This window comes from Massilia sp. IC2-476, assembly GCF_020707295.1.
Classification (GTDB): Bacteria; Pseudomonadota; Gammaproteobacteria; order Burkholderiales; family Burkholderiaceae_D; genus Telluria.
On sequence record NZ_JAJFER010000001.1, the window covers coordinates 352,747 to 378,537 of the forward strand.

Annotated in this window: 24 protein-coding genes; 9 read left to right on the plus strand and 15 right to left on the minus strand. The window is 66.1% G+C overall.

Annotated elements, in window-relative coordinates:
* Position 1: 1 nt before the first annotated feature.
* The 6 genes from LK539_RS01655 to LK539_RS01680 all read right to left on the minus strand — a co-directional run bounded on the left by LK539_RS01655 (position 2) and on the right by LK539_RS01680 (position 5,899).
* A complete protein-coding gene (locus tag LK539_RS01655; protein WP_227799166.1) occupies positions 2-538 on the minus strand; it encodes a pyridoxamine 5'-phosphate oxidase family protein in 537 nt (178 codons plus the stop codon).
* 96 nt (positions 539-634) lie between these two features.
* Positions 635-1,081, minus strand: a complete 447-nt coding sequence (locus LK539_RS01660) for a MarR family winged helix-turn-helix transcriptional regulator (protein WP_227799167.1) — start codon at positions 1,079-1,081, stop codon at positions 635-637.
* Positions 1,068-1,955 carry an alpha/beta fold hydrolase gene (locus LK539_RS01665; RefSeq protein ID WP_227799168.1) on the minus strand — a complete coding sequence of 296 codons (888 nt, stop codon included), beginning with the start codon at positions 1,953-1,955 and terminating at the stop codon, positions 1,068-1,070. The genes LK539_RS01660 and LK539_RS01665 overlap by 14 nt, the downstream gene beginning before the upstream one ends.
* A 70-nt stretch (positions 1,956-2,025) precedes the next feature.
* Positions 2,026-3,093, minus strand: coding sequence for an SDR family oxidoreductase (locus LK539_RS01670; protein ID WP_227799169.1), 1,068 nt, complete (start codon positions 3,091-3,093; stop codon positions 2,026-2,028).
* A gap of 59 nt (positions 3,094-3,152) precedes the next feature.
* A complete protein-coding gene (locus LK539_RS01675; protein ID WP_227799170.1) occupies positions 3,153-3,620 on the minus strand; it encodes a DUF1854 domain-containing protein in 468 nt (155 codons plus the stop codon).
* Positions 3,620-5,899 (minus strand): ABC transporter ATP-binding protein, encoded by a 2,280-nt coding sequence (locus tag LK539_RS01680; RefSeq protein WP_227799171.1) that lies wholly within the window; start codon positions 5,897-5,899, stop codon positions 3,620-3,622. The genes LK539_RS01675 and LK539_RS01680 overlap by 1 nt, the downstream gene beginning before the upstream one ends.
* Positions 5,900-6,210: 311 nt before the next feature.
* Between LK539_RS01680 and cphA (LK539_RS01685) the strand changes: the two genes are divergently transcribed.
* The 6 genes from cphA (LK539_RS01685) to LK539_RS01710 all read left to right on the plus strand — a co-directional run bounded on the left by cphA (LK539_RS01685) (position 6,211) and on the right by LK539_RS01710 (position 16,049).
* The gene (cphA, locus tag LK539_RS01685; RefSeq protein ID WP_227799172.1) at positions 6,211-8,385 is read left to right on the plus strand and encodes a cyanophycin synthetase; all 2,175 of its coding nucleotides are present in this window, start codon (positions 6,211-6,213) and stop codon (positions 8,383-8,385) included.
* 69 nt (positions 8,386-8,454) lie between these two features.
* Complete coding sequence (gene cphA, locus LK539_RS01690; RefSeq protein WP_227799173.1) at positions 8,455-11,025, plus strand: cyanophycin synthetase; 2,571 nt, start codon at positions 8,455-8,457, stop codon at positions 11,023-11,025.
* Entirely contained in the window at positions 11,025-11,876 is an 852-nt protein-coding gene (locus tag LK539_RS01695; protein WP_227799174.1) for a MaoC/PaaZ C-terminal domain-containing protein, read from the plus strand. Before cphA (LK539_RS01690) ends, LK539_RS01695 begins: the two co-directional genes overlap by 1 nt.
* Before the next feature lie 144 nt (positions 11,877-12,020).
* Entirely contained in the window at positions 12,021-12,260 is a 240-nt protein-coding gene (locus LK539_RS01700; RefSeq protein ID WP_227799175.1) for a hypothetical protein, read from the plus strand.
* 151 nt (positions 12,261-12,411) lie between these two features.
* The gene (gene mutS / locus LK539_RS01705; RefSeq protein ID WP_227799176.1) at positions 12,412-15,078 is read left to right on the plus strand and encodes a DNA mismatch repair protein MutS; all 2,667 of its coding nucleotides are present in this window, start codon (positions 12,412-12,414) and stop codon (positions 15,076-15,078) included.
* Positions 15,078-16,049, plus strand: coding sequence for a hypothetical protein (locus LK539_RS01710; RefSeq protein ID WP_227799177.1), 972 nt, complete (start codon positions 15,078-15,080; stop codon positions 16,047-16,049). The genes mutS and LK539_RS01710 overlap by 1 nt, the downstream gene beginning before the upstream one ends.
* 194 nt (positions 16,050-16,243) lie before the next feature.
* Here the strand turns inward: LK539_RS01710 and LK539_RS01715 are convergent, their stop codons facing one another.
* Positions 16,244-16,777 (minus strand): peptidylprolyl isomerase, encoded by a 534-nt coding sequence (locus LK539_RS01715; RefSeq protein ID WP_227799178.1) that lies wholly within the window; start codon positions 16,775-16,777, stop codon positions 16,244-16,246.
* A 78-nt stretch (positions 16,778-16,855) separates the two neighbouring features.
* On the opposite strand from LK539_RS01715, the gene LK539_RS01720 reads away from it, so the two are divergent.
* The 3 genes from LK539_RS01720 (at position 16,856) to LK539_RS01730 (ending at position 19,017) form a co-directional block, all read left to right on the plus strand.
* A complete protein-coding gene (locus LK539_RS01720) occupies positions 16,856-17,977 on the plus strand; it encodes a cupin domain-containing protein (RefSeq protein WP_227799179.1) in 1,122 nt (373 codons plus the stop codon).
* Between the two features lie 12 nt (positions 17,978-17,989).
* Positions 17,990-18,469, plus strand: coding sequence for a hypothetical protein (locus LK539_RS01725; RefSeq protein ID WP_227799180.1), 480 nt, complete (start codon positions 17,990-17,992; stop codon positions 18,467-18,469).
* A 269-nt stretch (positions 18,470-18,738) separates the two neighbouring features.
* The gene (locus LK539_RS01730) at positions 18,739-19,017 is read left to right on the plus strand and encodes a hypothetical protein (protein ID WP_227799181.1); all 279 of its coding nucleotides are present in this window, start codon (positions 18,739-18,741) and stop codon (positions 19,015-19,017) included.
* Between the two features lie 144 nt (positions 19,018-19,161).
* On the opposite strand, the gene bamC is transcribed toward LK539_RS01730, so the two are convergent.
* The 8 genes from bamC to LK539_RS01770 all read right to left on the minus strand — a co-directional run bounded on the left by bamC (position 19,162) and on the right by LK539_RS01770 (position 25,789).
* Positions 19,162-20,310, minus strand: coding sequence for an outer membrane protein assembly factor BamC (gene bamC / locus LK539_RS01735; protein WP_227799182.1), 1,149 nt, complete (start codon positions 20,308-20,310; stop codon positions 19,162-19,164).
* 40 nt (positions 20,311-20,350) lie between these two features.
* Complete coding sequence (gene dapA, locus LK539_RS01740; protein ID WP_227799183.1) at positions 20,351-21,232, minus strand: 4-hydroxy-tetrahydrodipicolinate synthase; 882 nt, start codon at positions 21,230-21,232, stop codon at positions 20,351-20,353.
* Between the two features lie 57 nt (positions 21,233-21,289).
* Entirely contained in the window at positions 21,290-21,856 is a 567-nt protein-coding gene (locus LK539_RS01745) for a bifunctional 2-polyprenyl-6-hydroxyphenol methylase/3-demethylubiquinol 3-O-methyltransferase UbiG (protein WP_227799766.1), read from the minus strand.
* Between the two features lie 15 nt (positions 21,857-21,871).
* Positions 21,872-22,531 carry a site-2 protease family protein gene (locus LK539_RS01750; RefSeq protein WP_227799184.1) on the minus strand — a complete coding sequence of 220 codons (660 nt, stop codon included), beginning with the start codon at positions 22,529-22,531 and terminating at the stop codon, positions 21,872-21,874.
* An 80-nt stretch (positions 22,532-22,611) separates the two neighbouring features.
* On the minus strand, positions 22,612-23,235 hold the full coding sequence (locus tag LK539_RS01755) for an L-threonylcarbamoyladenylate synthase (protein ID WP_227799185.1): 624 nt from the start codon (positions 23,233-23,235) through the stop codon (positions 22,612-22,614).
* Between the two features lie 18 nt (positions 23,236-23,253).
* The gene (gene htpX, locus LK539_RS01760; protein ID WP_227799186.1) at positions 23,254-24,129 is read right to left on the minus strand and encodes a protease HtpX; all 876 of its coding nucleotides are present in this window, start codon (positions 24,127-24,129) and stop codon (positions 23,254-23,256) included.
* 196 nt (positions 24,130-24,325) lie between these two features.
* Positions 24,326-25,156, minus strand: a complete 831-nt coding sequence (locus tag LK539_RS01765) for a 3',5'-nucleoside bisphosphate phosphatase (RefSeq protein WP_227799187.1) — start codon at positions 25,154-25,156, stop codon at positions 24,326-24,328.
* Positions 25,157-25,240: 84 nt separating this feature from the next.
* Positions 25,241-25,789: a FlgO family outer membrane protein gene (locus LK539_RS01770; protein WP_373889510.1), complete on the minus strand. Its 549-nt coding sequence runs from the start codon at positions 25,787-25,789 to the stop codon at positions 25,241-25,243.
* Between the last annotated feature and the right edge of the window lie 2 nt (positions 25,790-25,791).

The following is a 25,791-nucleotide window of genomic DNA, read 5'->3' on the forward strand; positions in this document are numbered from 1 at the left end:
TTCAGAAGCTGAGCGTGCCTTCGATCGAATCGTCGAGCGTCTTGCCGATCACGGCGCCGACCACCACCTTGGCGCCGGCCACTGCGTCGCCGTGCTTGTTGTCCCAGTAGTAGCCGCTGCGCGGGGTGACGCGGATGGCGGTGATGCGCGGGTCGTCCTCGCCTTCGGTGAACCAGGTCTTGAGCATGAAGTTCCACAGGTCGTGGATCTTGGTGCGGTCGGTCAGCACCTCGGCATGTCCCTCGATTTCCAGGAAGCCGGCGTGGGCGTTCTTCTGGAAGTAGAGTTTCACTGCCGGATTGGCTTCGATTTCGGCGTTCTTGTGGCTGTCGCTGGCGCTCAGGAACCACAGGTGGCCGGCGTCATCCGCCTCGCGCACGCTCATCGGGCGCACGCCGCGGTTCGGCCCCAGGCCGCCCTGGGTCACGAAGAAGCAGCTGTCGGCGTCTTCCGCCATTTCTTTCAGTCGAAGGACGGCGTCCTGGCCGGCCAGGTCTTGCCGGTTCTGTTCCGGCTGGTTGCGGTTGATCGAATCCATGGGCTCTCCCGGTTGCAGGTTGACAGATGAGAGGACTGTAGCTGGTCAAGGCTGCCCGGTATGTGGGCGCGCGTACGCAGGCCGTCGCCCATTTGGTCACTGGCGGGACAGCCCCGGTTCCAGTGTGGCGGCCTGCTCCAGCCAGCGCGCGACCACCTGCAGTTCTTCCGGCGTAAATCCTGCGCTCAGCCGCGCATTCAGCTCGACCAGCACCTCGCCGGCGCGCGCGCTGGCGGCCGCCCCTGCCGCCGTCATGTGCAGGCGCGTCAGGCGCGCGTCATGCTCGTCGGCCAGGCGCTCGACTATGCCGGCCGCCTGCATGCGCTTGGACAGGTTGGTCACGGCCGCAGGCGCGACGCCCAGCTCGGCGGCGACTTCGCCGATCGCGGCCGATTGCTCGCGGCGCGACTGCAGCACGAACAGCAGGCCGACCTGGGCGGCGCTGATGCCTTCCCAGGATTCGGGGCGCAGCTCGATCCAGCGCTGCAGCGCGCGCTGGGCGCGATTGAGAAGCTGGACGAACCTTGGCTTAGCGGGCGGCATGGCGTGGCGCCTCCACTTGTTCCAGCTGCGCATGCAGCCAGTCGGCCACCTGCGGCCACAGGGCCGCCTCGCAGCGCCGGCGGAAGAAGCCCATGTGTCCCACCGCCGGCACGCCGCTAGCCCTCGGGTCGATGTTGCGCCGCTCGATGCGGGCGTTCACCAGGTGCGACACCAGCATGTCCACCGCCTGGGGATTGGCCCAGGGATCGTCGTCAAAGCCCAGCACCAAGAGCGGGAGCTCGACCCGCGCCATGCGACGCCCCGCGTCCATGGATGGGTCATCAAAAAAGTAACGCGGCAGCGCGGTCCAGCGCGCCCACTGCAGCATGACGCCGCGCGGCAGGTCTTCACCCAGGCCGATGCGCTTGCCCGGCATGTAGCCGAACACCCCGCACAGCAGCGGCGCCAGCACGCGCAGCACGAAGCGCACCCGCAGGCGCTCCTTGAGGCCACGTACGGTATGGGTAGCGCCCGCATGCGAAGCCACCAGCACGGCGGCGCGCAGGCGCGCCGTTTCCGGCGACAGGCCGATCGCATGGCCGCCCACGCTGTGCCCCACCGCCAGCAGCGGCAGTCCAGGGAAGCGCCCTTCGGCCCAGCGCGTGACGGCGGCGACGTCCTTGTCGATCCAGGCCGACATGGTGGCCTTGAAGCCGCGCAGGGTATGTGGACGGGAGCGGCCGGTGCCACGGTAGTCGTAGGTGACGACGTTGAAGCCCTGACCTGCCAGCCAGGCGGCAAAGGCGGCGTAATAGTCCTGCGTGACGGCGGTCGCCGGGTGCAGCAGCACGGTGGCGACGGCGCCGGGCACCGCCCAGCAGCTGGCTTCGACCGGAATGCGGCCGGCGGGAATCGAGAGATGTTCGGGATGCATGGCGCATTATATCGTTAACGTGTTAACGACTTTAGCACCAGTCTGGGCGGCTGGCAACCCGCCAAAAGGCTCAGGGAATCAGGCGGGCGGCGCGCAGCTGGGCGAACAGGTCGAAGAAGGACTCGTCGGTGGCCTGGTAGGCCGTGAAGCCGAGCTTGCGGCTGTTCGCCATGTCGGTCATCACCTCGATGGGGCGGCCGAGATCCAGGTCGGTATGCCAGGGCGAGGCCAGGCGGTCGAGATCCGGTTCCGCCAGGCCGTGGCGCGTGGCGATGTCGCGCCACAGGGCGTGGTCGCTCGCCATCGCGGCCTCCAGGGGCTGGACCGTACCGCTGAAGCCCGATGCCCGCACGCCGAACCAGTCGGCAATCCGCCCCCACAGCCAGCTCCAGCGGAACAGGTCGCCGTTGACGATATTGAAGGCTTCGTTGCGTGCGGCGTCGGTATTCGCCGCCCACACCAGCTGCTTGGCCAGCATGCGCGCATCGGTCACGTCCGACAAGCCATTCCACTGCGCCTCCGAGCCAGGGAACTGGAAAGGACGCCCGGTCTCCTTGCAGATGCTCGCATACACGGCCAGCGTGGTGCCGAGGTTCATGGCATTGCCGACCGCCATGCCGACGATCGAATGCGGACGGTGCACGGTCCAGGTAAAGCGGTCGCGTTCGGCCGCCGCGTAGACCTCGTCTTCCTGGGCATAGTAAAAATTCTCGACGGCCAGGCGCGGCTGGCTTTCGCGCAGCGGCGTGTCCGGCAGCGTGCCGGAAGCGGCATAGGCTTCGAAGGGACCGAGGTAGTGTTTGAGGCCGGTGACCAGGGCAACATGGCGCAGGGTCTTGCGACCGGACAGGCTGGAGAGGAGATTGCGCACCATGGCCGCGTTGACGCGGATGTTCTCGCTTTCCGTCGCCTGGCGCATCCAGGTGGTGATGAAGACGTGGGTCGGCGAGACGTCCGCCAGTGCCGCCTTCAGGCCCGCTTCGTCGAGCAGGTCGGCCGCGACCGGCGTCACGCCGGGAATGTCGGCGTTGGGACGACGCGCCAGACCGTAGACCTGCCAACCATCCGCCATCAGCGCCCGGGCCGTATAGCTGCCCCCGATCCCGCTCACACCCACTACCAGTGCAGTCCGTTGCATCGCCGCCTCCCTTCGTGTCAGAAGGAAGACGGTAGCATGGATGGAAGATGCGACGCGCCTTACAGGAAGCGGTCGAGGATCCTGCGGCTGTGCTTATCGATGTGGAACATGTCGCGCACCAGGAAGTTGATGCCGTGGTTGTCCGCGATCAGCAGCGAAGCTTCGCCAACGCGGCGGATGTCCTCGTCCACCTTGAGCACGAACTCGGTGTCGCCGCGGTCGGTCGTCACGAACCAGGTGCAGGGCGTGGCAAAGCTCGACACATCCTTGATGTGCAGGATCTCGGGAATGAACTCGCGCCCTTCGATCTCTTCCTGCACCAGGGTGCGGACCGCTTCCGGCACCTCGGCCAGGTCGTCGATCCAGGCCACTTCCTTGCCGCCTTCGCGCACCAGCGAGATGCCGCGCGTCGGCGCCTGGATCGGGAAGGCGCGCACCGGGATCACGCCGACGTGTTCTTCGCCTTCCGCGGTGGTCAATACCAGCTTGCCGAACGGGTCGCGGCGCAGTTGAAAGGTGGTACTCATCAATCGTCCTTGTCGTCGGGGTCCTGGTCCACGTTGCGCGCCTGCGCTTCGTAGAGGCGGTGGTAGGCGCCTTCGCGCGCCATCAGCGCGTCGTGGCTGCCCTCTTCCACCACCACGCCGCGGTCCAGCACCACCAGGCGGTCGGCCCGGTGCAGCGTGGACAGGCGGTGGGCGATGGCGATCGTGGTACGGCCCTGCACCAGGTTGTCGAGCGCCTTCTGGATCTCTTTTTCGGTTTCCGAGTCCACCGAGGACGTCGCTTCGTCCAGGATCAGGATCGGCGGGTCGATCAGGAGCGCGCGCGCGATCGAGATGCGCTGGCGCTCGCCGCCGGACAGGCCCTGGCCGCGCTCACCCACCATCGAATCGTAGCCCTGCGGCAGGCGCAGGATGAACTCGTGTGCATGGGCCGCGCGCGCCGCCGCGATGATCTCTTCGCGGGTCGCGTGCGGCTTGCCGTAGGCGATATTCTCGGCAATCGTGCCGAAGAACAGGAAAGGCTCCTGCAGCACCAGGCCGATATGGCGGCGGTAGTCGCTGACGGCGAACGAGCGGATGTCGGTGCCGTCCAGCAGGATCGCGCCTTCGGCCACGTCGTAGAAGCGGCAGATCAGGTTGACGAGCGTGCTCTTGCCCGAGCCCGAATGGCCGACCAGGCCGACCATCTCGCCTGCGCGAATCTTCAGTGAGATGCCGCGGTTGACGGCGCGGTTGCCGTAACGGAAACCGACTTCGCGCAGCTCGATATTGCCTGCCACCTTGTCCACCTTGACCGGGTTCACCGGGTCCGGCACGCTCGACACGTGGTCGAGGATGTCGAAGATGCGCTTGGCGGCCGAGGCCGACTTTTGCGTCACCGAGACGATGCGGCTCATCGAGTCGAGCTTGACGTAGAAGCGGCCGCTGTAGGCGATGAAGGCCGACAGGGTACCCACCGTGATCTCGCCCTGTGAGACCTGCCAGATACCGAAGCACCAGATCACCAGCAGGCCGATCTCCGTCAGCAGCGACACGGTCGGCGAGAACAGCGACCAGACCTTGTTCAATTTGTCGTTGACGGCCAGGTTGTGCCTGTTCGCCTCGCGGAAGCGCAGCGCTTCGCGCTTTTCCTGGGCAAAGGCCTTGACCACGCGGATGCCGGGGATGGTATCGGCCAGCACGTTGGTGACCTCGCCCCAGACCCGGTCGATCTTCTCGAAGCCGGTGCGCAGCTTGTCGCGCACCACGTGGATCATCCAGGCGATGAAGGGCAGCGGCACCAGGGTCACCAAGGCCAGCCAGGGATTCATGCTGAACAGGATCACGCCCGTCATGATGATCAGGAGGACGTCCGATAGGAAGTCGAGCAGGTGCAGCGACAGGAAGACACTGATCCGGTCCGACCCACTGCCGATGCGCGACATCAGGTCGCCGGTGCGCTTGCCGCCGAAGTATTCGAGCGACAGGCGCAGCAGGTGCTCATAGGTGGTCGAGCGCAGGTCGGCGCTGATGCGCTCGGAGGCCAGCGCCAGCACGTAGGTCTTGCCCCAGCCCAGGGCCCAGGCCAGCATTGCGGCCCCGAACAGCCCGCCCATATATAAATAGACGAGCGAGGTATCGATAGTCTGGCCGTTCTGGTACGGGATCAGGACGTTGTCCATCAGTGGCTTGGTCAGGTAGGGCGGAATCATGTGCGCCCCGGTCGAACCGAGCATCAGGAGGAAGCCGAGCAGCAGCTGGCCCTTGTAGGGTTTGGCGAAGCGCCACAGGCGCAACAGGGTCCAGGTCGAGGGCGGGGTGTGCAGCACCTTGGCGCAGACCGCGCACTCGGCGTCGTCGGCTTCGAGCGGCGCCTTGCAGGTCGGGCAAGTGTGCTGGTCGGGCGGCACCACCGGCACGCCGCTGGCGTGGCTTTTCGCCTGTTCGTTGAAATGATCGACCACCCGGATCGCGCCCAGGTTCTGGCCAAGGGTAAAGCGCCAGGCCGCCAGCAGGCGTTCCGGATCGACCAGTTCGAGGTGGCCGACGCCGGCGTGGTCGTGGTGGCGCAGCTGCAGGCCGCTGCGGTAGGACCAGTCGCGCCAGGCATCCTCACCCGGGGCGCGCGCCAGCAGGCGGCGGTTGGTGACCACCACCAGGCCCCGCTTGAAATGTAATTTCGCGTCGAGGTCAACCTCGACGCTCGTCAAAACGTTTTCCCCTGGTGCAAGCTGTTTCGCAACGTCATTTTGCCAGTGTTCCGGCAAAGCGCTGGCGGCCACCGCCAGGGACGGCGGAATAGCAAGTTGTTGAGTTGTCATGTATTGCGCCCGACATCAGGCATGGGTTCTGGTGGGAGTAAGCGGCAAGACAGCGCGGCGGCGCATGGGACTGCCGGGATGCCCGTTTGCGTGAAACGCTCCACAAACAGGCATAACGTTTCTGGGTATCCTTTGGATGACAGGAATAACCTAATTGGCAGAAAACGTTTCGGCACGGTAAGCTTCGGGCCGGCAAGTATACATGATGTGCGCTACGGAACACCGGCTTTGGGTACCGTAGCGACAGGCAGGCAACCAAAGGTAACGCCGGCGGCGCGCAGGAAGCCCGCGGCTGGCAAAGACATTTTTTCATGAACAAGAAGAACGACATCAAGTTCCTCCGCGTGACCCACCTGCGCGGCCCGAACATCTGGACCTACCGCCCGGTGATCGAGGCCTGGCTCGACATCGGGGAGCTCGAAGACTTCCCCTCGAACACCCTGCCCGGTTTCACCGAGCGCCTGACCGCCTGGCTGCCGGGGCTGGCCGCCCACCATTGCGGCGTCGGCTACGAAGGCGGCTTCCTGGAGCGCCTGCGCGACGGCACCTGGGCCGGCCACATCCTCGAGCATGTCGTGCTCGAACTGCAGAACATGGCCGGCATGAAGACCGGCTTCGGCAAGACCCGCTCCACCAGCCAGCGCGGCGTGTACAAGATGGCATTCCGCACCCGCGACCCGGTCGTCGGCCGCGCTGCCCTCGATGCCGGCCACCGCCTGATGATGGCCGCCATCAACGACACCCCCTTCGACATGGCCGCCACGGTGCAGGAACTGACCGACCTGGTCGACCGCTGGTGCCTGGGCCCGTCCACCGCGCACATCGTCGATGCCGCCACCGATCGCCGCATCCCCTCGATCCGCCTCACCGAAGGCAATCTGGTGCAGCTTGGCCACGGTGCTGCCCAGCGCCGCATCTGGACCGCCGAGACCGACCGCACCAGCGCCATCGGCGAAGGCATCGCCAGCGACAAGGACCTGACCAAGACCCTGCTCGGCGCCGTAGGCGTGCCGGTGCCGGAAGGCGCCCTGGTACGCAGCGCCGAAGCGGCCTGGGAAGAAGCGCAGGACATCGGCCTGCCGGTGGTGGTCAAGCCGGTCGACGCCAACCATGGCCGCGGCGTGACCCTGAACCTGATGAGCGAGGCCGACGTCATCGCCGCCTACGCGATCGCCGCCGAAGCCGGCGACAGCAGCGCCGTGCTGGTCGAGCGCTTCGTCCCGGGTAACGAGCACCGCCTGCTGGTGGTCGGCCGCCAGGTGGTGGCCGCCGCGCGCGGCGAGTCGCTGTGGGTCACGGGTGACGGCAAGTCGAGCGTGATCGCCCTGTGCGACAGCCAGATCAACACCGATCCGCGCCGCGGCGAGAGCGAGGAACATCCGCTCGGCCGCGTGAATCCCTTTGACAGCGAGATCATGCTGGACCTGAAGCGCCAGGGCCTGACACCGGAATCGGTGCCGCAGGCGGGCCAGAAAGTGCTGATCCAGCTGAACGGCAACGTCGCGGACGACGTCACCGACCTGATCCACCCGGAAGTCGCGCATGCGGCAGCCCTGGCCGCGCGTGTCGTCGGCCTCGACATCGCCGGCATCGACCTGGTGTGCGAAGACATCACCCGCCCGCTGGAAGAACAGCGCGGCGCGATCATCGAAGTCAACTCGAGCCCGGGCCTGCTGGCCCACATCAAGCCCGCCAGCGGTACGCCGCGCAAGGTCGGGAAGGCCATCGTCGACCACCTGTTTGCCGAGGGCGAGACCGGCCGCATCCCGGTGGTGGGCGTCACCGGCACCCTCGGCACCAGCCTGATCGCGCGCCTGGTGGGCTGCCTGGTCCACATCACCGGCAAGCACGTCGGCGTGGCCAACGGCGAAGGCCTGTACCTCGACGCGCGCGAAGTGAGCAACCGCGACTCCACCGGCTTCGAAGCCGGCCAGCGCCTCCTGATCAACCGCACCGTGCAGACCGCCGTGTTCGAGTCGAACGCGCGCACCATCCTGGCCGAGGGCCTGCCCTACGACCGCTGCACGGTCGGCATCGTCACCGACATGGAAGGCCTCGATCGCCTGGCCGAGTACCACATCCACGACCAGGACGCGCTGCGCAACGTGATCCGCAGCCAGGTCGACGTGATCCTGCCGGAAGGCGCGGCGGTGCTGAACGCAGCCAATGAACAGGTGGCGGCGCTGGCGGAACTGTCGGACGGCCGTGTGATCTTCTACGCGCTCGACGAACAGCATCCGGTGATGGCGCAGCACCGCGCGGCCGGAGAACGCATCGTGTTCGTGCGCGACAAGCGCATCATGCTGGCCGAAGGTTTTGAAGAAACGGCGCTGCTCGACCTGGCAAAGATTCCGCCGGCGACCGTGAAGTACCCGGAGAGCGTGCTGGCGGCGGTGGCCGCGGCCTGGGCGCTGGGCGTGCCTTCGGACCTGATCTGCGGCGGCCTGCGCGCGTTTGACGCCACCCCGAAGAAAACGAATCACTAAAAAAGAACGGCCCGGCAAACGCCGGGCCTTGGCGCAGCCCCTGCCGCGCCCCGAAAGGATTGAAGGTTTATGGAAGTATCTCGCGTACGGGCCCTGCGTGGCCCCAACCTGTGGAGCCATCACACTTCGGTGGAGGCGATCGTCTCCTGCACGCCTGAAGAAGAATCGATCCGCGAACTGGCCGGTTTCGAGACCCGCCTGCGCGCCCGCTTCCCCCAGGTCGGCGAACTGCAGCCCTACGGCCATGACGACACCGTGTCGCTGGCCCAGGTGCTCGAGAGCGTGGCCCTGGCCCTGCAAGCCGAAGCCGGCTGCCCGGTGACTTTCAGCCGCACCACCGCAACGGTCGAACGCGGCATCTACCAGGTGGTGGTCGAATACAGCGAGGAAGACGTCGGCCGCCTGGCCCTCGAACTGGCCGAGCAGCTGGTCGATGCGGCCCGCAAGGACACGCCCTTCGACCTGGAAGGCGCCCTGGCGCGCCTGCGCGACGTCGACGAAGACGTGCGCCTCGGCCCGTCCACCGGCGCCATCGTCGACGCGGCGGTCGCCCGCAACATCCCCTTCCGCCGCCTGACCGAGGGCAGCCTGGTGCAGTTCGGCTGGGGCAGCCGCCAGCGCCGCATCCAGGCCGCCGAGATCGACGCCACCGGCGCGATCGCCGAGACCATCGCCCAGGACAAGGAGCTGACCAAGAAGCTGCTGGACGCCGCCGGCGTGCCGGTGCCGATGGGCCGCAGCGTGAGCGATCCGGAAGACGCCTGGGCCGCTGCCCTGGAAGTCGGCCTGCCGGTCGTGATCAAGCCGAAGGACGGCAACCAGGGCAAGGGCGTGACGGTCAACGTCACCACCAAGGAACAGCTGGTCGCGGGCTTTCACACCGCCTCCGAATTCCGCGACGACATCCTGGTTGAGCGCTACCTGCCGGGCCACGACTACCGCATGCTCGTCATCGGCGACAGGCTGGTGGCCGCCGCGCGCCGCGATCCGCCCTTCGTGGTCGGCGACGGCGTGCGCACCGTGCGCGCCCTGGTCGAGGAAGTCAACAAGGACCCGCGCCGCGGCGAAGGACATTCGACTTCGCTCACCAAGATCCGTTTCGACGACATCGCCCTGGCCACCCTGGCCGCGCGCGGCATGAATGCCGACTCGGTGCCCGACAAGGGCCAGCGCGTGGTACTGCGCAATAACGCGAATCTCTCCACGGGCGGCACCGCCACCGACGTCACCGACGACGTCCATCCGGAGGTCGCCGAGCGCTGCATCGCCGCCGCCCACATGGTCGGCCTGGACATCTGCGGCGTCGACCTGGTGTGCGACAGCGTGCTGAAACCCATCGAGGACCAGCACGGCGGCATCGTCGAAGTGAACGCCGCGCCGGGCCTGCGCATGCACCTGTCGCCTTCGTTCGGCAAGAGCCGTCCGATCGGCGAAGCCATCATGGACACCCTGTTCGCACCGGGCGACGACGGCCGCATCCCGGTGGTGGCCGTGACCGGCACCAATGGCAAGACCACCACCGTGCGCCTGATCGCCCACCTGCTCACCGCATCGGGCCTGCGCACCGGCATGACCAATACCGACGGCGTCTACATCGAAGGCCGCCGCATCGACAGCGGCGACTGCTCAGGCCCGCGCAGCGCGCGCAACGTGCTGCTGCACCCGGACGTCGACGCCGCCGTGTTCGAGACCGCCCGCGGCGGCCTGCTGCGCGAAGGCCTGGCTTTTGATCGCTGCCAGGTCGCGGTGGTGACCAACATCGGCGCCGGCGACCACCTCGGCCTGAACTACATCACCACGCTGGAAGACCTCGCGGTCCTGAAGCGCGTGATTGTCCAGAACGTGGCCGATGGCGGCATGGCCGTGCTGAACGCCGCCGACCCGACCGTGGCCGCGATGGCCGAAGTCACCCGCGGCGACGTCACCTTCTTCGCGCTCGACGGCGGCAACCCGATCATGACGATGCACCGTGCCCAGGGCCGCCGCGTCGTCTTCGTCGAGGACGGCCACCTGGTCGCCGCCCATGGCAAGCAGGAACACCGTGTCCCGTTGGCGGACGTACCGATCACCCGCGGCGGCGCCGTCGGCTTCCAGGTTGAAAACGTGATTGCCTCCGTAGCCGCGGCCTGGGCCGTCGGCATCGACTGGGACAAGATCCGCCTGGGCCTGAAAACCTTCGTGGGCGAGAGCGACAATGCGCCGGGCCGCTTCAACGTGTTCGACTACCGCGGCGCCACCGTAATCGCCGACTACGGCCATAACCCGGATGCGATCGCCGCGCTGGTGAATGCCGTGGAAGGCATGCCGGCCAAGCGCCGCTCAGTGGTGATCAGCGGCGCCGGCGACCGCCGCGACCAGGACATCACCCAGCAGACCGAAATCCTCGGCAAGGCCTTCGACGACGTGCTGCTGTACCAGGACCAGTGCCAGCGCGGCCGTGCCGACGGCGAAGTCGTGGCGCTGTTGCGCAAGGGCCTGCTTGGTGCCACCCGCACCAGCTTCGTGGACGAGATCAACGGCGAGTTCGTCGCCATCGACAGCGCCTTGGCGCGCCTGCAGCCGGGCGACCTGTGCCTGATCCTGATCGACCAGGTCGACGAAGCGCTGGCCCACATCAAGCAACGCGTCGCCGAGGGCTGATGCCCACGTCCTCACTTGCCCCTGTGCCGGCGCTGCCGGCCATGGGTGTCTTCACCTTGCTGCGGGCCCTGTTCAAGCGTCCGCGGCGCCCTCTTCCTTCCGCGCTGCCGGAACTCGTCACCGAATACCGTCTTGACAGCCTGCCGCTGGACGACATCGCACGCTACCGTTCCGCCTTCGGCTTCAACGGCGAGCGGGTGCCGCTGACCTGGTGGTACCTGCTGGCCCAGCGTCCGCACCTGGCGACCATGCTGGAACCGGCGTTTCCGTTCCGGATCGTCGGGCTGGTCCACATGGACAATGCGCTGGAAGAGCATGGCGCGGCCGCGCCGGGGCAGCCGATGTTGATTCGCACCATGCTGCGGCTGCTTCCGCCGTCTTCCAGCGGCGCGCTGCGCTGCGTGCTGGAGACCACGGGCACTGCGGACGGGGTGCCGGTCTTCAGCTGCGCCAGCACTTACCTGATCCGGCGCGGTTCGCGTGGCGGCACGAAACCCGCCGAGCCCGAAGTCACTTCTCCGGCCGCACCCATCGCCCAGTGGACGCTCGATGCAGGTGCCGGCCGCCGCTATGCGCGGCTGTCAGGCGACTGGAATCCGATTCACCTGGCGCGATGGAGCGCGCGGCTGATGGGCATGCGTGCGCCGATCATCCATGGCATGCACACGCTGGCGGCAAGCTGCGCCGCCATCGAAAAAGACCGGGGCCGACAGGTAATGCGCATCGCATGCCGCTTCCGGGCGCCGGTGGCTCTCGGAAGCAGCGTGACACTGCGCGCCGGCCCAGACGGCGAGTTTGTCGTGGAGTCCGGCGACAAGGTGGCGGTAACGGGAAACTGCAGCTTGCGCTGAACTTGGTCGGTTTTCAACTGGGACATTTTGTCCCGATGCTTGGCCATCCCTTTTGAGTAGAATGCCTTAGCGCGTGCATGGCAGTCGCCGACGTTTCCCCCTCCCTCACCCGCATTCGCAACTCACCTGGAAGTACTCAGCATCATGGATTGGTTCCCCATCGTCTTCGGCACATTCAAGGTTGTCGCCCTCTCCATCGGCATGTTCTTCGCCGTCAAATGGCATTACGATCAAGGGCAGAAGAACACGGACAAGAAAATGGACAAGCGCGCGGTGCTGGTCGCAACCGGCAAGCTGACCGCCCTCTTCATGCTGGCGCTCCTGGCCCTGGGACTGCTTACCTTCTTCCTTGCCAGGCATCTCGGCCTGGACCTGGGCTTCTGATCGCAATCGTCCTCGCATCCATGTAGTGTTTCGGCAGCAACGCAACGCCGGTGCGCCAAGATTGTCCGTTTTACAGCGTCCAGCCACCCGAACGCGGTAAAATGACGAGCCCTGGCTCAGCACCCGCCTTGCCGTACCGAATCACTTAGACATGAACGCTCCCAACGAAATCAACGCTGCCGCCATCAAGACCGGCGCGACGGAAAAAGTCACACCCATGATGCAGCAGTACCTGCGCATCAAGGCCGATTACCCCACCATGCTGGTGTTCTACCGCATGGGCGATTTCTATGAGCTGTTCCACGACGATGCGCAGAAGGCGGCGCGCCTGCTGGGCATCACGCTGACCGCGCGCGGCACGGCGAACGGCCAGCCGATCCCGATGTGCGGCGTCCCCTTCCACTCGCTCGACGGCTACCTAGCCAAGCTGGTCAAGATCGGCGAATCCTGTGCGATCTGCGAGCAGATCGGCGACCCGGCGTTGAGCAAGGGCCCGGTCGAGCGCAAGGTGGTGCGCGTGGTCACGCCCGGCACCCTGACTGACAGCGACCTGCTGCCGGAAAAGGCCGAGCGCCCCCTGCTGGCGATGTGCATGCTCAGCCAACGAAAGACCGTCACCGTCGGCCTGGCCTGGCTGTCGCTCGCCAGCGGCGTGCTGCGCCTGATGGAATTCGCAGGCGAGCAGCGCACGGTCAAATCGCGCCTGGCGCATGAACTCGAACGCATCGCACCGGCCGAGATCCTGCGCGCAGACTGCGCCGACCTGTTCGAATCCGAGCCGGTGGCGCACACCAACCGCGTGCCGGAATGGCACTTCGACGTACTCAAGGGCCACGGCGCCCTGCTCGAGCAGCTGGGCGTGGCCACCCTCACCGGCTTCGGCGCGGACGGCATGGGCGCGGCTTTTGGCGCGGCCGGTGCCCTGCTGCGCTATGCGCAGTCGACCCAGGGCCGGTCCCTGGGACACGTGAAAAGCCTGGCCTGCGAAACGGAAAACGAATACATCGGCCTGGACGCCGCGACGCGCCGCAACCTGGAGCTGACCGAAACCATCCGCGGCCAGGAGTCGCCGACGCTGTTCTCGCTGCTCGACGGCTGCCGCACCGCGATGGGTTCGCGCCTGCTGCGCCACTGGCTGCACCATGCGCGCCGCAACCAGCGCGTGGCCCGCTCGCGGCACGAGGCGATCGAAGCGCTGGCGCAGGCCGACGCGATCCACGGCTTGTCCAGCACGCTGGCGAACGTGCCCGACATCGAACGCATCACCACCCGCATCGCCCTGCTGACGGCACGCCCGCGCGACCTGTCCTGCCTGCGCGACGGCCTCAAGACCTTGCCGGCCCTGCGCGAGGCGGTGGCGCGCTGCTTCATCCCGGGCGACACCTGCCTGCTGCGCGAGATCCACGACCTGCTCGCGCCACCCGATGACTGCCTCGACCTGCTGTCGCGCGCGATCGCGGAAGAACCGAGCGTGATGGTGCGCGACGGCGGCGTGTTTGCGCGTGGCTTCGACGCCGAGCTCGATGAACTACGCGCGCTGTCCGAGAACGCCGGCCAGTTCCTCGTCGACCTGGAAACGCGCGAGCGCGCCCGCACGGGCATCGCCAACCTGCGCGTCGAGTACAACCGCGTGCACGGTTTCTACATCGAGGTCACCAACGGCCAGGCCGACAAGGTGCCGCTCGACTACCAGCGCCGCCAGACCCTCAAGAACTGCGAGCGCTACATCACGCCGGAACTGAAAGCTTTCGAGGACAAGGCCCTGTCGGCCCAGGACCGCGCGCTGGCGCGCGAGAAGATGCTGTACGACGTGCTGCTCGCCGACCTGGCGCCCTTCATCGTCAGGCTGCAGGAAGTCGCCGGCGGCCTGGCGCAGCTCGACACCCTGGTCGCGCTCACCTCGCACGCGGTGCGCAACAACTGGTGCGCGCCGCAACTGGTGGACGAGCCCTGCCTGCACATCGTCGAAGGCCGCCACCCGGTGGTGGAAAACCAGATCGAGCGCTTCATCGCCAACGACTGCGCCCTGGCGGACGAGCGCCGCATGCTGCTCATCACCGGCCCGAACATGGGCGGTAAATCGACCTTCATGCGCCAGGTGGCCCTGATCACCCTGCTCGCCTACGTCGGCAGCTACGTGCCGGCGACGCGTGCAACCATCGGCCCGATCGACCGCATCTTTACCCGTATCGGCGCCAGCGACGACCTGGCCAACGGCCGCTCGACTTTCATGGTCGAGATGACCGAGTCGGCGGCGATCCTGAACGGCGCTACCGAGAAATCGCTCGTGCTGATGGACGAAGTGGGCCGCGGCACCTCGACCTTCGACGGCCTCGCGCTGGCCTGGGCCATCGCGCGCCACCTGATCGAGACCAGCCGCAGCTTCACGCTGTTCGCGACCCACTATTTCGAGCTAACCCAGCTGCCCGAGACCCACGCGAGCGCGGTCAACGTGCACCTGTCCGCGGTCGAGCACAAGGACAGCATCGTGTTCCTGCACGCGGTGCAGGATGGCCCGGCCTCGCAGAGCTATGGCCTGCAGGTGGCGCAGCTGGCGGGCGTGCCGCCCGCCGTGATCCGCGCCGCGCGCAAACACCTGGCGCGCCTCGAATCGCAGGCGCTCGACACGACGCCGCAACTGGACCTGTTCGCCGCGCCCTGCGACGAGCCTGAGGAAGCGCCGGCCGACGTCGATGCGGCGGCAGGCGATGGCCGCGACGATGAACTGTCGAACGCCCTGGCGGCGATCGATCCCGACGCCTTGACGCCGCGCGAGGCGCTCGAACGCCTCTACGAGCTGAAGAGGCTCGCGGCCTGATGCCGGCGCGCCGCTCCTTCCTCGTCGCCAGCCTGCTCGCGGCAGCCGTGCTTGCGGCGCCGGGCGCCGCGCGCGACAGGAAGAAGGCGGCGGAAGTCGTCAAGGATCCGGACGCACACCATTTCGCCGTCGTGGGCCACCGCGCGCTCGAGGGCGGCGAAGCGGCGCTGAAGGAAGTGCTCGCTGAGGCGAAGGACGAGGACCTCGCCTTCCTCGTCGTCACCGGCATCAAGGGCGAACAGGAAGCCTGCGGCGACCGCGTTTACCAGAAACGGCGCGACCTGTTCGACAAGGCGGCACGCCCGGTCATCCTGTCCCTCAGCGGCAGCGACTGGACCGGCTGCCGCAACTCGGCCGGCCGCACCAATGCCATCGAACGCCTGAACCGGCTGCGCGAGCTGTTCTACGGCGAACCGGAGTCGCTCGGCAAGGACAAGCTGCCCGTGACACGCCTGTCGAGCAGCCCGCGTTTTCGCAGCTATGCCGAGAACGCGCACTGGCAGGTCGGCAAGGTCCTATACGCCACCATCAACCTGCCGGCCGCGAACAACCACTACCTGCCGGCGGCGGGGCGCAACAGCGAATACGAAGACCGGGCGGTGGCCAACCGCTTCTGGCTGAACCGCCTGTTCGCGATCGCGAAGCAGGACAAGGTGGACGCAGTGGTGCTGTTCGCCGAAGGGAATATGCAGCCGCTGCTGCAGCCCGCCAACGGCCTGCGCGCCCTGCTGCAGCGTACGCCGACCGGGCACGACGGGTTCGCCGACACGCGGCGCCAGGTGCAGATGCAGGCGGCCAAGTTCAGGGGGCGGGTGCTGGTGGTGGACAGCGCGGGGCTGCCGAAGGATACGCGACCGGGGATCGAGTGGCGCGGGAATCTGGGTCACTTGTCCGTCGGGGCGCACGCGGTGGAGCTGCGGGTGGCGGGCAAGGGGGAGAATGTGTTCAGCCTTGGGGACGTGATGCGCTGAGCGCGTTACGTGAGTGGCTGATCATGCAAATTGGATCCCGGCCTTCGCCGGGATGACGGTCTATAGGGTAACGGGCGAATATACGCTAGCGCGCTTCTAGCGTTAGCCCAAGCACGTCGTTCCGGCGAAGGCCGGAACCCAAGTTTGGTCCGCAGCCCGCAGCGCATCAGAGCGCCGCAGGCGCGAAAGACGAATTACAGCGGCTGACTACGGAAGTGATCACCCTCTTCGCTGTCATCCATCTCTCCATGGTGGTGACCATGCGCGCCATGCACGTGGCCGTGGGCGATTTCTTCCGCCGTAGCTTCGCGCACGTCGATCACCGACAGGTCGAAACGCAGCGCCATGCCGGCCAGCGGGTGGTTGCCGTCCAGGACGACCTTGTCGTCCGCGATGTCGGTGACGGTGAAGATGGTCGGTTCGTCGTCCACGCCTTCAGCCACGCCTTCGAACTGCATGCCGACTTCGAGCGGCTCCGGCAGGCGCTTGCGGTCCTCGACCTTGACCAGTTCCGGATCGTAGTCGCCGAAGGCATCTTCCGGCTCGACCTGGATGGTCGACGAGTAGCCGGCTTCCTTGCCGTCGAGTTCTTCTTCGATCTTCGGCAGGGTGTTTTCGTAGCCGCCGTGCAGGTAGACCATCGGCTGGGAGCCCTCTTCGATGAGGTTGTTCTGGGCGTCCGACAGTTTATAGTTGACCGACACGACCGTATTCTTGGCAATCTTCATCGCACATCCTTTCGTAGTAAGCTGCGGATTATACCCCCCGCCCGTCTATAACACTTGTCTCGCTGGTTATAATGGCGCATGAAAAAATTACAGCTTCTCGGGAACATTACTCCCGCCCAATTCCTGCGCGATTACTGGCATAAGAAACCTCTGCTGATCCGCCAGGCCATTCCCGGCTTCAAGCCCCTGCTGAAATTCGAAAAGCTGGCCGAGCTCGCCAAGCAGAACTACGTCGAATCGCGCCTGGTCACCCTGCGCGACGGCCAGTGGGACATGCAGCACGGTCCGCTGACCGAATTGCCGGCCCGCAGCGAGCGCGAATGGACCATGCTGGTCCAGGGCGTCAACCTGTACGACGAGCGCGCCGACGAGCTGCTGCGCCAGTTCCGCTTTGTGCCGGATGCACGCCTCGACGACTTGATGGTAAGCGTGGCCGGCGACGGCGGCGGTGTCGGCCCCCACTTCGACTCGTACGACGTGTTCCTGCTGCAGGCCCAGGGCAAGCGCCGCTGGAAGATCAGCGCCCAGCAGGACCTGAGCCTGGTCGAAGGCCTGCCGCTCAAGATCCTCGCCAACTTCGAGCCGGAAGAAGAATTCGTGCTGGAGCCGGGCGACATGCTCTACCTGCCGCCGCACTACGCCCACGACGGCGTGGCCGAAGGCGAATGCATGACCTATTCGATCGGTTTCCGCTCGCCGTCCTACCAGGAGCTGGGCGAAGCCTTCCTGCAATTCATGGCCGATTCGATCGACCTTCCTGGCCGCTACGCCGACCCCGAACTGCAGCTGCCGAAGAACCCGGCCGAGATCCCGCGCGAAATGCTCAGCACCATCACGGAAGAGCTCAACAAGGTGCGCTGGGACGAAGAAGACGTCAGCATCTTCCTGGGCGAATACCTGTCCGAGCCGAAGCACAACGTATTCTTTACCGGCCCGGCCAAGCCGCTGACGGTGGGCCGCTTCATGGAGACGGCCGGCAAAAAGGGTCTGAAGCTCTCGAGCAAGACCCTGATGCTCTACCGCGGCAAGAACGTCTTCATCAATGGCGAATCCTTCGCCGTGGGCCGCGCCGACAAGGCGGTTCTGGACGTGCTGGCCAACGAACGGCGCCTGGACGGCGCCCTCCTGGCGAGCGCCACCGACGACGTGCTGGAAGCGCTGTACACCTGGTACCAGGACGGCTGGGTCGAACTGGGCTGACGGGAAAAGACCATGCAGGAACAGAACACGACGCGTTTCGATACCCGGGCGGAATTCGAAGCGCAGTTCCGCGCCTGCCTGGCCGCCGCCCGCACCCGCCTCGACCTGTTCGATCCCGACTTCGCGGTCTTCCCGTTGGGCTCGATCGAGGTCGATGCAGCGCTATGCGATTTCCTGAAGCGCGGCGGCGTGCTGCGCCTGGCGATGCATACGCCTGCTTACATCGAACGCCACTACCCGCGCTTTATCCGCCTGCTGCGCGACTACAGCCACCTGCTTGAATGCCGCGCCACGCCCAAGACCCTGAAACAGCTGACGGATTCGTTCTGCATCGTCGACGAGGTCCACGTCCTGCGGCGTTTCCACAGTGAGCACATGCGCGGGGAAGCGGCATTTGGCTCGCCCGGCGCCGTCGACCTCCCGCGCCACCGCTTCGATGCAATTTGGGAAGAGTCAAAAGCTGCTCTTCAGTCAACCAGAACCGGCTTGTGAACGTTATAAGCAGGCCGAGCCTTGCGAGCCGTACTAGTGGTTGCATCTTGTAACAATATGAAGCTTATACGATCGCAAATTACTTTCGCCAGAGCATGAGTTTGCTATTGCGATTCAGTAAATTTGGCTATAATATCAGGTCAGGAAGGTTCCGTTGCCTATCTGGCAGTATTGCTTTCTTTGAAAGCACGAGAATTCCTCTGAGCAATAATTACCGGTAATTATTATTCAAACAAGCAGTACTTACTTTTGAAATATTAAGGAAAATCATGAAAAAATCCCTGCTGATCGTTTCCCTGATGGCTGTTGCTCTGGCTGCTTGCAGCAAGAAAGAAGAAGCTGCTCCTGCTGCTCCGGCTGCTGTCGAAGCACCGGCTGCAACCACCGACGCTGCTGCAACCACCACCCCGGCCGCTACCGACGCAACCGTCGCTGCTCCGGCTGACGCTGCTGCTGCCGCTTCGGCTGCTGCTTCGACCGCTGCTGACGCTGCTGCTGCTGCTTCGACCGCTGCTTCGCAAGCTGCTGACGCTGCTGCAACCAAGTAATCAGCGCGATCTGATTCAGAACCGGCCTGCGGGCCGGTTTTTTTTCGCCTGTACTCCTGACGCTGCTGTTCCTTGCAAACCAGCAGCGCATAAAAAAACCGGCCATCAGGCCGGTTTCTCATCAAGCGCCGAAACGCCCGCGTATTACTTCAACTCATCCGACAGCAGCTTCAGGATCTTCGCCCCGGTCTCGCCGGTCTCCGACTTCCCGTCATTGGTCTGCACGGTCACCTGGCTGGTCGACGCGCCCTGCTCCGCCTTGACGAGCACGCGGTAGCGCTGGGCTTCCTTGGCCTTGTCCTCGGCGCTGCCGAAGGTGAACAGCTTCTTGAGGAAGCCTTCCTTGTTGGCCGCATCCGGATCGACGTAGCGGACGAAGTACACGCCCTGCACGCGGTCGCGGTCTTCGACGGTGAAGCCGACCCGGTCCAGCGCCAGGCCGACGCGGCGCCAGGCGCGGTCGAAGCCTTCGTTCAGTTCCACGGCATTGCCCACCAGCGTGGCCTGTTGCGGTGCCACCGGCGCATTCGCGACCATGGTCTCGGCCTGTTTGGTTTCCTTCACGCCGGTCAGCTGCGCCACCAGGCGGCCCAGGAACTGCGACTCCAGGCCCGGGTCGTTCGGACGCACGGTCCAGATCGTGGTTTCCTTCTGCGCACCCTGCAGCACTTCTTCGGCGCCGCGGTGGCTGATATAGACCTCGGTCGAGCCGTCCGGCAGGCGCTCGAGGCGGGTGCGGAACTTGTCGCGCTCGCCAGTCGAGTAGGCGCGGTCGAACACCTTGCCCAGGGCGTTGCGGATGAAGTCCTGCGGGATCTTCGAGCGGTTCTCGACCCAGTTGGTTTCCATGGTGCCGGTCGTGACCGACTCGGTCTCGATGGCGAAGCCCTGGTTTTCCCAGAACTGGCGCAGCTGCGGCCACAGTTGTTCCGGGGTCTGCTTGACCACCAGCCAGCGCTGGTCGCCGTTGCGCTGCACGCTCACCGCCTCGGTCGAGACCGGGCCGATGGCTTCCGTGGAACCCGCCACTGGCGCCACGCCCGGCTGGCCCGCGCGCTGCTGCTGGAAGCCCGACGCGGTGGCCACGCCCTTGCCGTCCGGGACGGCGTAGCGGTTGTCGCGCTGCAGCGCGGTCAGGTCCGGCGGGACTTCGAGGTTGGCAGCCCGCTTGGCGCCCCGGTAGTCGACTTTGTCCGATTCGAAGATGGTGGTGCAGGCCGAGAGGCTCAGCGCGATGGCGGTAAGCGTCAGCACGCGCGCGGCGGCAGGAGTCGTGTTAGTGCGGTTAGTCATGGCTTTCGATATCAGGTACTGGAAACCGGAACCCGCGGGTTCAGGCAGTGAGAAGGCCCGCCTGGGCCAGTGCGCCACGCACGGTATCGTGGTACGAAGAAGAGAGCGGCGCCAGCGGCAGGCGCAGGCCGAACGGGATCTTGCCCATTTCGCCCAGGGCCCACTTGACCGGAACCGGGTTCGGTTCGACGAACAGCTTGGCGTGCAGGTCGAGCACGCGGTTGTTGATCTCGACAGCGCGCGCCACCTCGCCGGCCATCGCGGCCACGCACAGTTCGTGCATCGCGCGCGGGGCCACGTTGGCGGTCACCGAGATGTTGCCGGCGGCGCCGCAGAACATCAGGGCCATCGCGGTCGGATCGTCGCCCGAGTACACCGCGAAGGATTTATCCACCATGCGCAGCAGCTCGATGCCGCGGCCGATGTTGCCGGTGGCGTCCTTGATGCCGACGATGTTGTCGATCGGCGCCAGGCGCGCGACGGTCTCGTTGCTCATATCGGCAACGGTACGGCCAGGGACGTTGTACAGGATGACCGGCAGGTCGACCGCTTCCGCGATCGCCTTGAAGTGGCGGTACATGCCTTCCTGGGTCGGGCGGTTGTAGTACGGGACCACCTGCAGCGTGGCGTCGGCGCCGACCTGCTTGGCGTGGGTGGTCAGGGCGATGGCCTCGACGGTCGAGTTGCCGCCGGCGCCGGCGATCACCGGGATGCGGCCGCGAGCGTGTTCCACCGCGATCTTGATCAGTTCGGCGTGCTCCTCGGGGGAGACGGTGGCCGATTCGCCGGTGGTGCCGACGATCACGATGCCGTCGGTGCCTTCCGCGATGTGCCAGTCGATCAGCTTGCGCAAGGAATCGCGGTCAAGACTGCCGTCTTCGAACATCGGGGTGACGATTGCTACGATGCTGCCCTTAATCATATGCGTTGGCCGTGCCGGAAAGTAAATAAAAGTCTGATTGTAGCGGATCGCCCGCCACTATGGTTCATTCACGACCACATTATGGTCGAGCTTTGCCTCGGTTTTGGCAAAGGCCGGGCCAGCCGCGCACAGGCGCTGTACCTGTGCCGGGTGCGGGCGGTCGACGTGGCCGTCTTCATAGGCCAGCACCTGCAACCCGCCCTCGTGTGCCAGGCCGAGCAATTCCCCAGGCGCCAGCAGGAAGTCCGGATTCGATGGCTTACCGTAGATCTGGTTCCCCTGCGCAAAGGTCTCGTAGACCAGGATCCCGTCCGGGCGCAGGCTGGCGGCGAGCTGCGCGAACAGCGGGCGGTGCAGGTAATTGGTGACGACGATCAGCGAGAAGCGCCCCGCCTCGAAGGGCCAGACGGCACCCTCGGCTTCCAGGTCGTGCTGCAGCGTCGCGACCTTCGGGCCGGCCAGCGCGGCCAAGAACTCGGCATTGCGGTCGAGCGCGGTCACCTGCAGGCCGCGCGCCGCCAGGTAGCGCGTGTGGCGGCCGCTGCCGCAGGCCAGGTCAAGCGCCTCGCCCGCTGCCGCCAGGGGCGCGAAGCGCGCGACCCAGGGCGAGACCGGCAGGTTCATCATGTTCATGGCGGATCAGCCGAACAGGAATTGCAAGGGCAGCGACAGCACCAGCAAGAGCTGCAGCGCGATGTTCTGCAGTCCAATAATCCACCAATCCAGCAGGCGCAGGAACACGAGCGCCAGCACGATGATGAAGCCATAGCGCTCGAGCTGCGAGAAGCGGTAGGCCAGCGGACGCGGCAGCGCGCTGGTCAGGATCCGCCCGCCGTCGAGCGGCAGGATCGGAATCAGGTTGAAGGCGAACATCAGCAGGTTGACCTTGACGCCGGCCACCGCCACCTCGTGCAGGAAGCCGTCGTTGCCGGAGAAGTTGGCCACCAGGGTCGCCAGCACCAGCCAGCCGAAGCCCATCACGAGATTGGCGGCCGGGCCCGCGAACGCCACCAGGGCCGAGTGCAGGCGCGGATTGCGCAGCGCGCCGAAGTCCACCGGCACCGGCTTGGCATAGCCGAAAGTGAAGGCGCCCTGGGTACCGAAATACAGCAGCAGCGGCATGGCGACGGTGCCGAAGGGGTCGATGTGCTTGAACGGATCCAGCGTCATGCGGCCCGCGACGAAGGCGGTGGCATCGCCGTATCGCTTGGCTGCGAAGGCGTGGGCGGCTTCGTGCAAGGTGATTGCGAAGATCAGGGGTAGTGCATAGACCGTAACGGCCCGAATCATTTCATCCATGACAGGATTCTATCAGAGGCGGGGAGCCCGGCCATTAGGGGATGCTGAAGCCCTCCCGCCGGGCTGCGTGGATGGACGGCTTACAAGCCGAATGCGGCGGGGTCGCCCCTGCCTTCGCGCACCAGTTCCGGCGCCGGGCCGGTCAGGTCGATGACGGTGGTCGCTTCCAGGGTGCCGGCGCCGCCGTCGATCACCAGCTCGATCTGCTTGCCGAGGCGCTCGATCACTTCGTCGGGATCGGACAGCATGTGGTCGTCGCCCGGCAGCTGCAGCGTGGTGCCGATCAGCGGCTCGCCCAGTTCTTCAAGCAGCGCCAGCAGGATGTGGTTCTCGGGGACGCGCACGCCGATGGTCTTGCGCGACGGGTGCGACAGGCGGCGCGGGACTTCGCGCGTCGCTTCCAGGATGACGGTGTAGGGTCCCGGCATGGTTGCCTTGAGCAGGCGGTATTGCGTGTTGTCGACGCGCGCGAAGTGCGCGATCTCGGACAGGTCGCGCACCAGCAGCGTCAGGTGGTGCTTGTCGTCGACGCCGCGGATGCGGCGCAGCTTCTCGACCGCGTTCTTGTCGTCGAGCCGGCACACCAGCGCATAGGCCGAGTCGGTCGGCGCGGCGACGATCCCGCCCGAGCTGATGATCTGCGCGGCCTGCTTCACGAGGCGCGGCTGCGGGTTCTCGGGGTGGATCTGGAAATGTTGGGCCATCGTTGGTCTTTCTTCTTGTTAGCGAAGCGCCTGCAGCGCGGCAATGCGCTGCTCCATCGGCGGGTGGGTCGAGAACAGGGCGCCCCAGCCGCCGCCGCTGCCCGAGATGCCGGACGCGGCCATCGACGAGGGCAGCGCGCCGGGCGCCAGGCCTCCGAGGCGGGCCAGCGCATGCTGCATCGGCACCGAAGAGCCGATCAGCTTGGCGGAGCCGGCGTCGGCGCGGAATTCGCGCTTGCGCGAGAACCAGGCCACGATGATCGAGGCCAGGATGCCGAACACGATTTCGCACACGAACACGGTCACCATGTAGCCGATGCCGGGACCGCGGTCCTCGCTGCGGAAGATCAGCTTGTCGACAAAGAAGCCGACCACGCGCGCCAGGAACACGACAAAGGTGTTCACCACGCCCTGGATCAGGGTCAGCGTGATCATGTCGCCGTTCGCGATGTGCGCCACTTCGTGGCCGAGCACGGCCTCGACCTCGTCCTGGTTCATGTTGGCCAGCAGCCCCGTGGACACCGCCACCAGGGCCGAATTCTTGAAGGCGCCGGTGGCGAAGGCGTTCGGCTCGCCCTCGTAGACCGCGACTTCCGGCATCTTGACGCCGGCGCGCTCGCTGAGGCGGCGCACGGTATCGACCAGCCATTGTTCGGTGCCGTTGGCGGGACGTTCGATGACGCGCGCGCCGGTCGACCACTTGGCCATCGGTTTGCTCATCAGGAGCGAGATGATCGAACCGGTGAAGCCGACCACCAGCGAGAACACGGCGAGTGCGCCGACGTTGATCCCCTGCCCCGTCACGGCGCGACCCACCCCGAGCAGGTTGAGCACGAGCGACACCACCAGCACGACGGCGAGGTTGGTGGCGAGGAACAGAACGATGCGTTTCATGGACGGGCCTCCTGGCAGCTTGAAGATGTCAGGCTGCCAAGATTGGGCTGTTCAGCAGATTTTTCAAGTAGGGTGGGCGGCTGTGCCGCCCACGCGGTGATACGAGGACAAGGATCTGCCTTGGCCGTGCTGGCGAACGTTGACCGCGTGGGCGGGAGACCCGCCCACCCTACAGAAAATCGGGCGAAATCGCGGATTAGAACCAGTCGTGCCAGACCGGCGTCAGGCCGGCCGGCAGCGGCGGCAGCTCGGCGAACTCGACGCGCGACTCACCCGGCGCGTGGAAGTCGGTCCCGCGCGAGGCCAGGAAGCCGTAGCGCCGCGCCAGCTCGGCATAAGTCTGGTACTGGTCCGGCGTATGGCTGCCGGTGACGACTTCGATGGCATTGCCGCCCAACTGGCGGAACTCGTCGAACAGCGCGCCTTCGGCCGTGTCGCTGAACGGATAGCGCCCCGGATGGGCGATGACCGGAATGCCGCCGGCGCCCTTGATCCAGCCGACCGCCTGCGCCAGGGTCGCCCAGCGGTGCGGCACATAGCCCGGCTTGCCTTCGGTCAGGTATTTACGAAAGACTTCCGAGGTCGAGCCGCAGGCGCTGATTTCCACCAAGTAGCGGGCGAAGTGGGTGCGCGAGATCAGGTCCGGGTTGCCGACGTAGCGCAGCGCGCCTTCGTAGGCCCCTGGAATGCCGGCATCGGCCAGCTGGGCCGCGATTTCCTTGGCACGTGCCTGGCGCCCGTTGCGGGTGGCGGCCAGGCCCTCGATCAAGTCCCGGTTGTCCTCGTCGACCTGCAGGCCGACGATGTGTACGGTCTCGTTCGCCCAGGTGACCGAGATCTCGACCCCGGCCACGAAACGCATGCCGAGCTCGCCCGCAACCTTGCGTGCGGCCTTGATGCCGCCGATTTCGTCGTGGTCGGTCAGCGCCCAGACGTCGACCCCGCTGTTGCGAGCGTAGGCCGCGACGGCCTCGGGAGCGAGCACGCCGTCGGAGACGTTGGAATGGCAGTGAAGATCGACTTTCATGTCACGGCAAAGACAATGGCTCTGGAGCGGCACATTGTACGCGCCAATCGGCCTGCCGTGCTGCCGGGAATAAGCTCTTTGCCCTCAGTTGGACTGCAGCATCGAGCGCACCGTGCCCTCTTTGGCCAGCACGTAGTCGTGGCCGGCGAGCACCAGGTTGGTGGTCGGCTGGATGACCTTGATGTTCACGAACACGGCTTCGCGCGTTTCGGCGTAGGAACCAACGACGACGGCCTGGGCGTTGTGGCTGTGGGCGACGTCGCCGATCTCGCGGGTGAGCATCAGTTCGCCCTGGTTCCGCTTGAGGTAGACGCTGTTGCGCAGCTTCATTTCCAGCATCTTCATGCCGCCCTGCGCCAGGCGGGTCGACAGTTGCTCGGACACGAGGCGGCCCAGCATCGAGGTCTGCTCAAGGGCGTCGATGTTGACGATGGTCGCCATGATCAGGGGCTTCTCGTCGCCCAGCTTGCCGCGCAGCTGCAGCGCCAGCGCATCGGCGGCGCGGTAGTTGGCGGCAACGAAGGCGTTGGCCGAGACCGAGGTGTAATTGGTGTCTTCCTGCGGCTGGCTCGAGCAGGCGCCCAGCAGCAGCGGCAGGGCCAGGACGGCGGCGCGAAGGATCGTGGAACGCATCA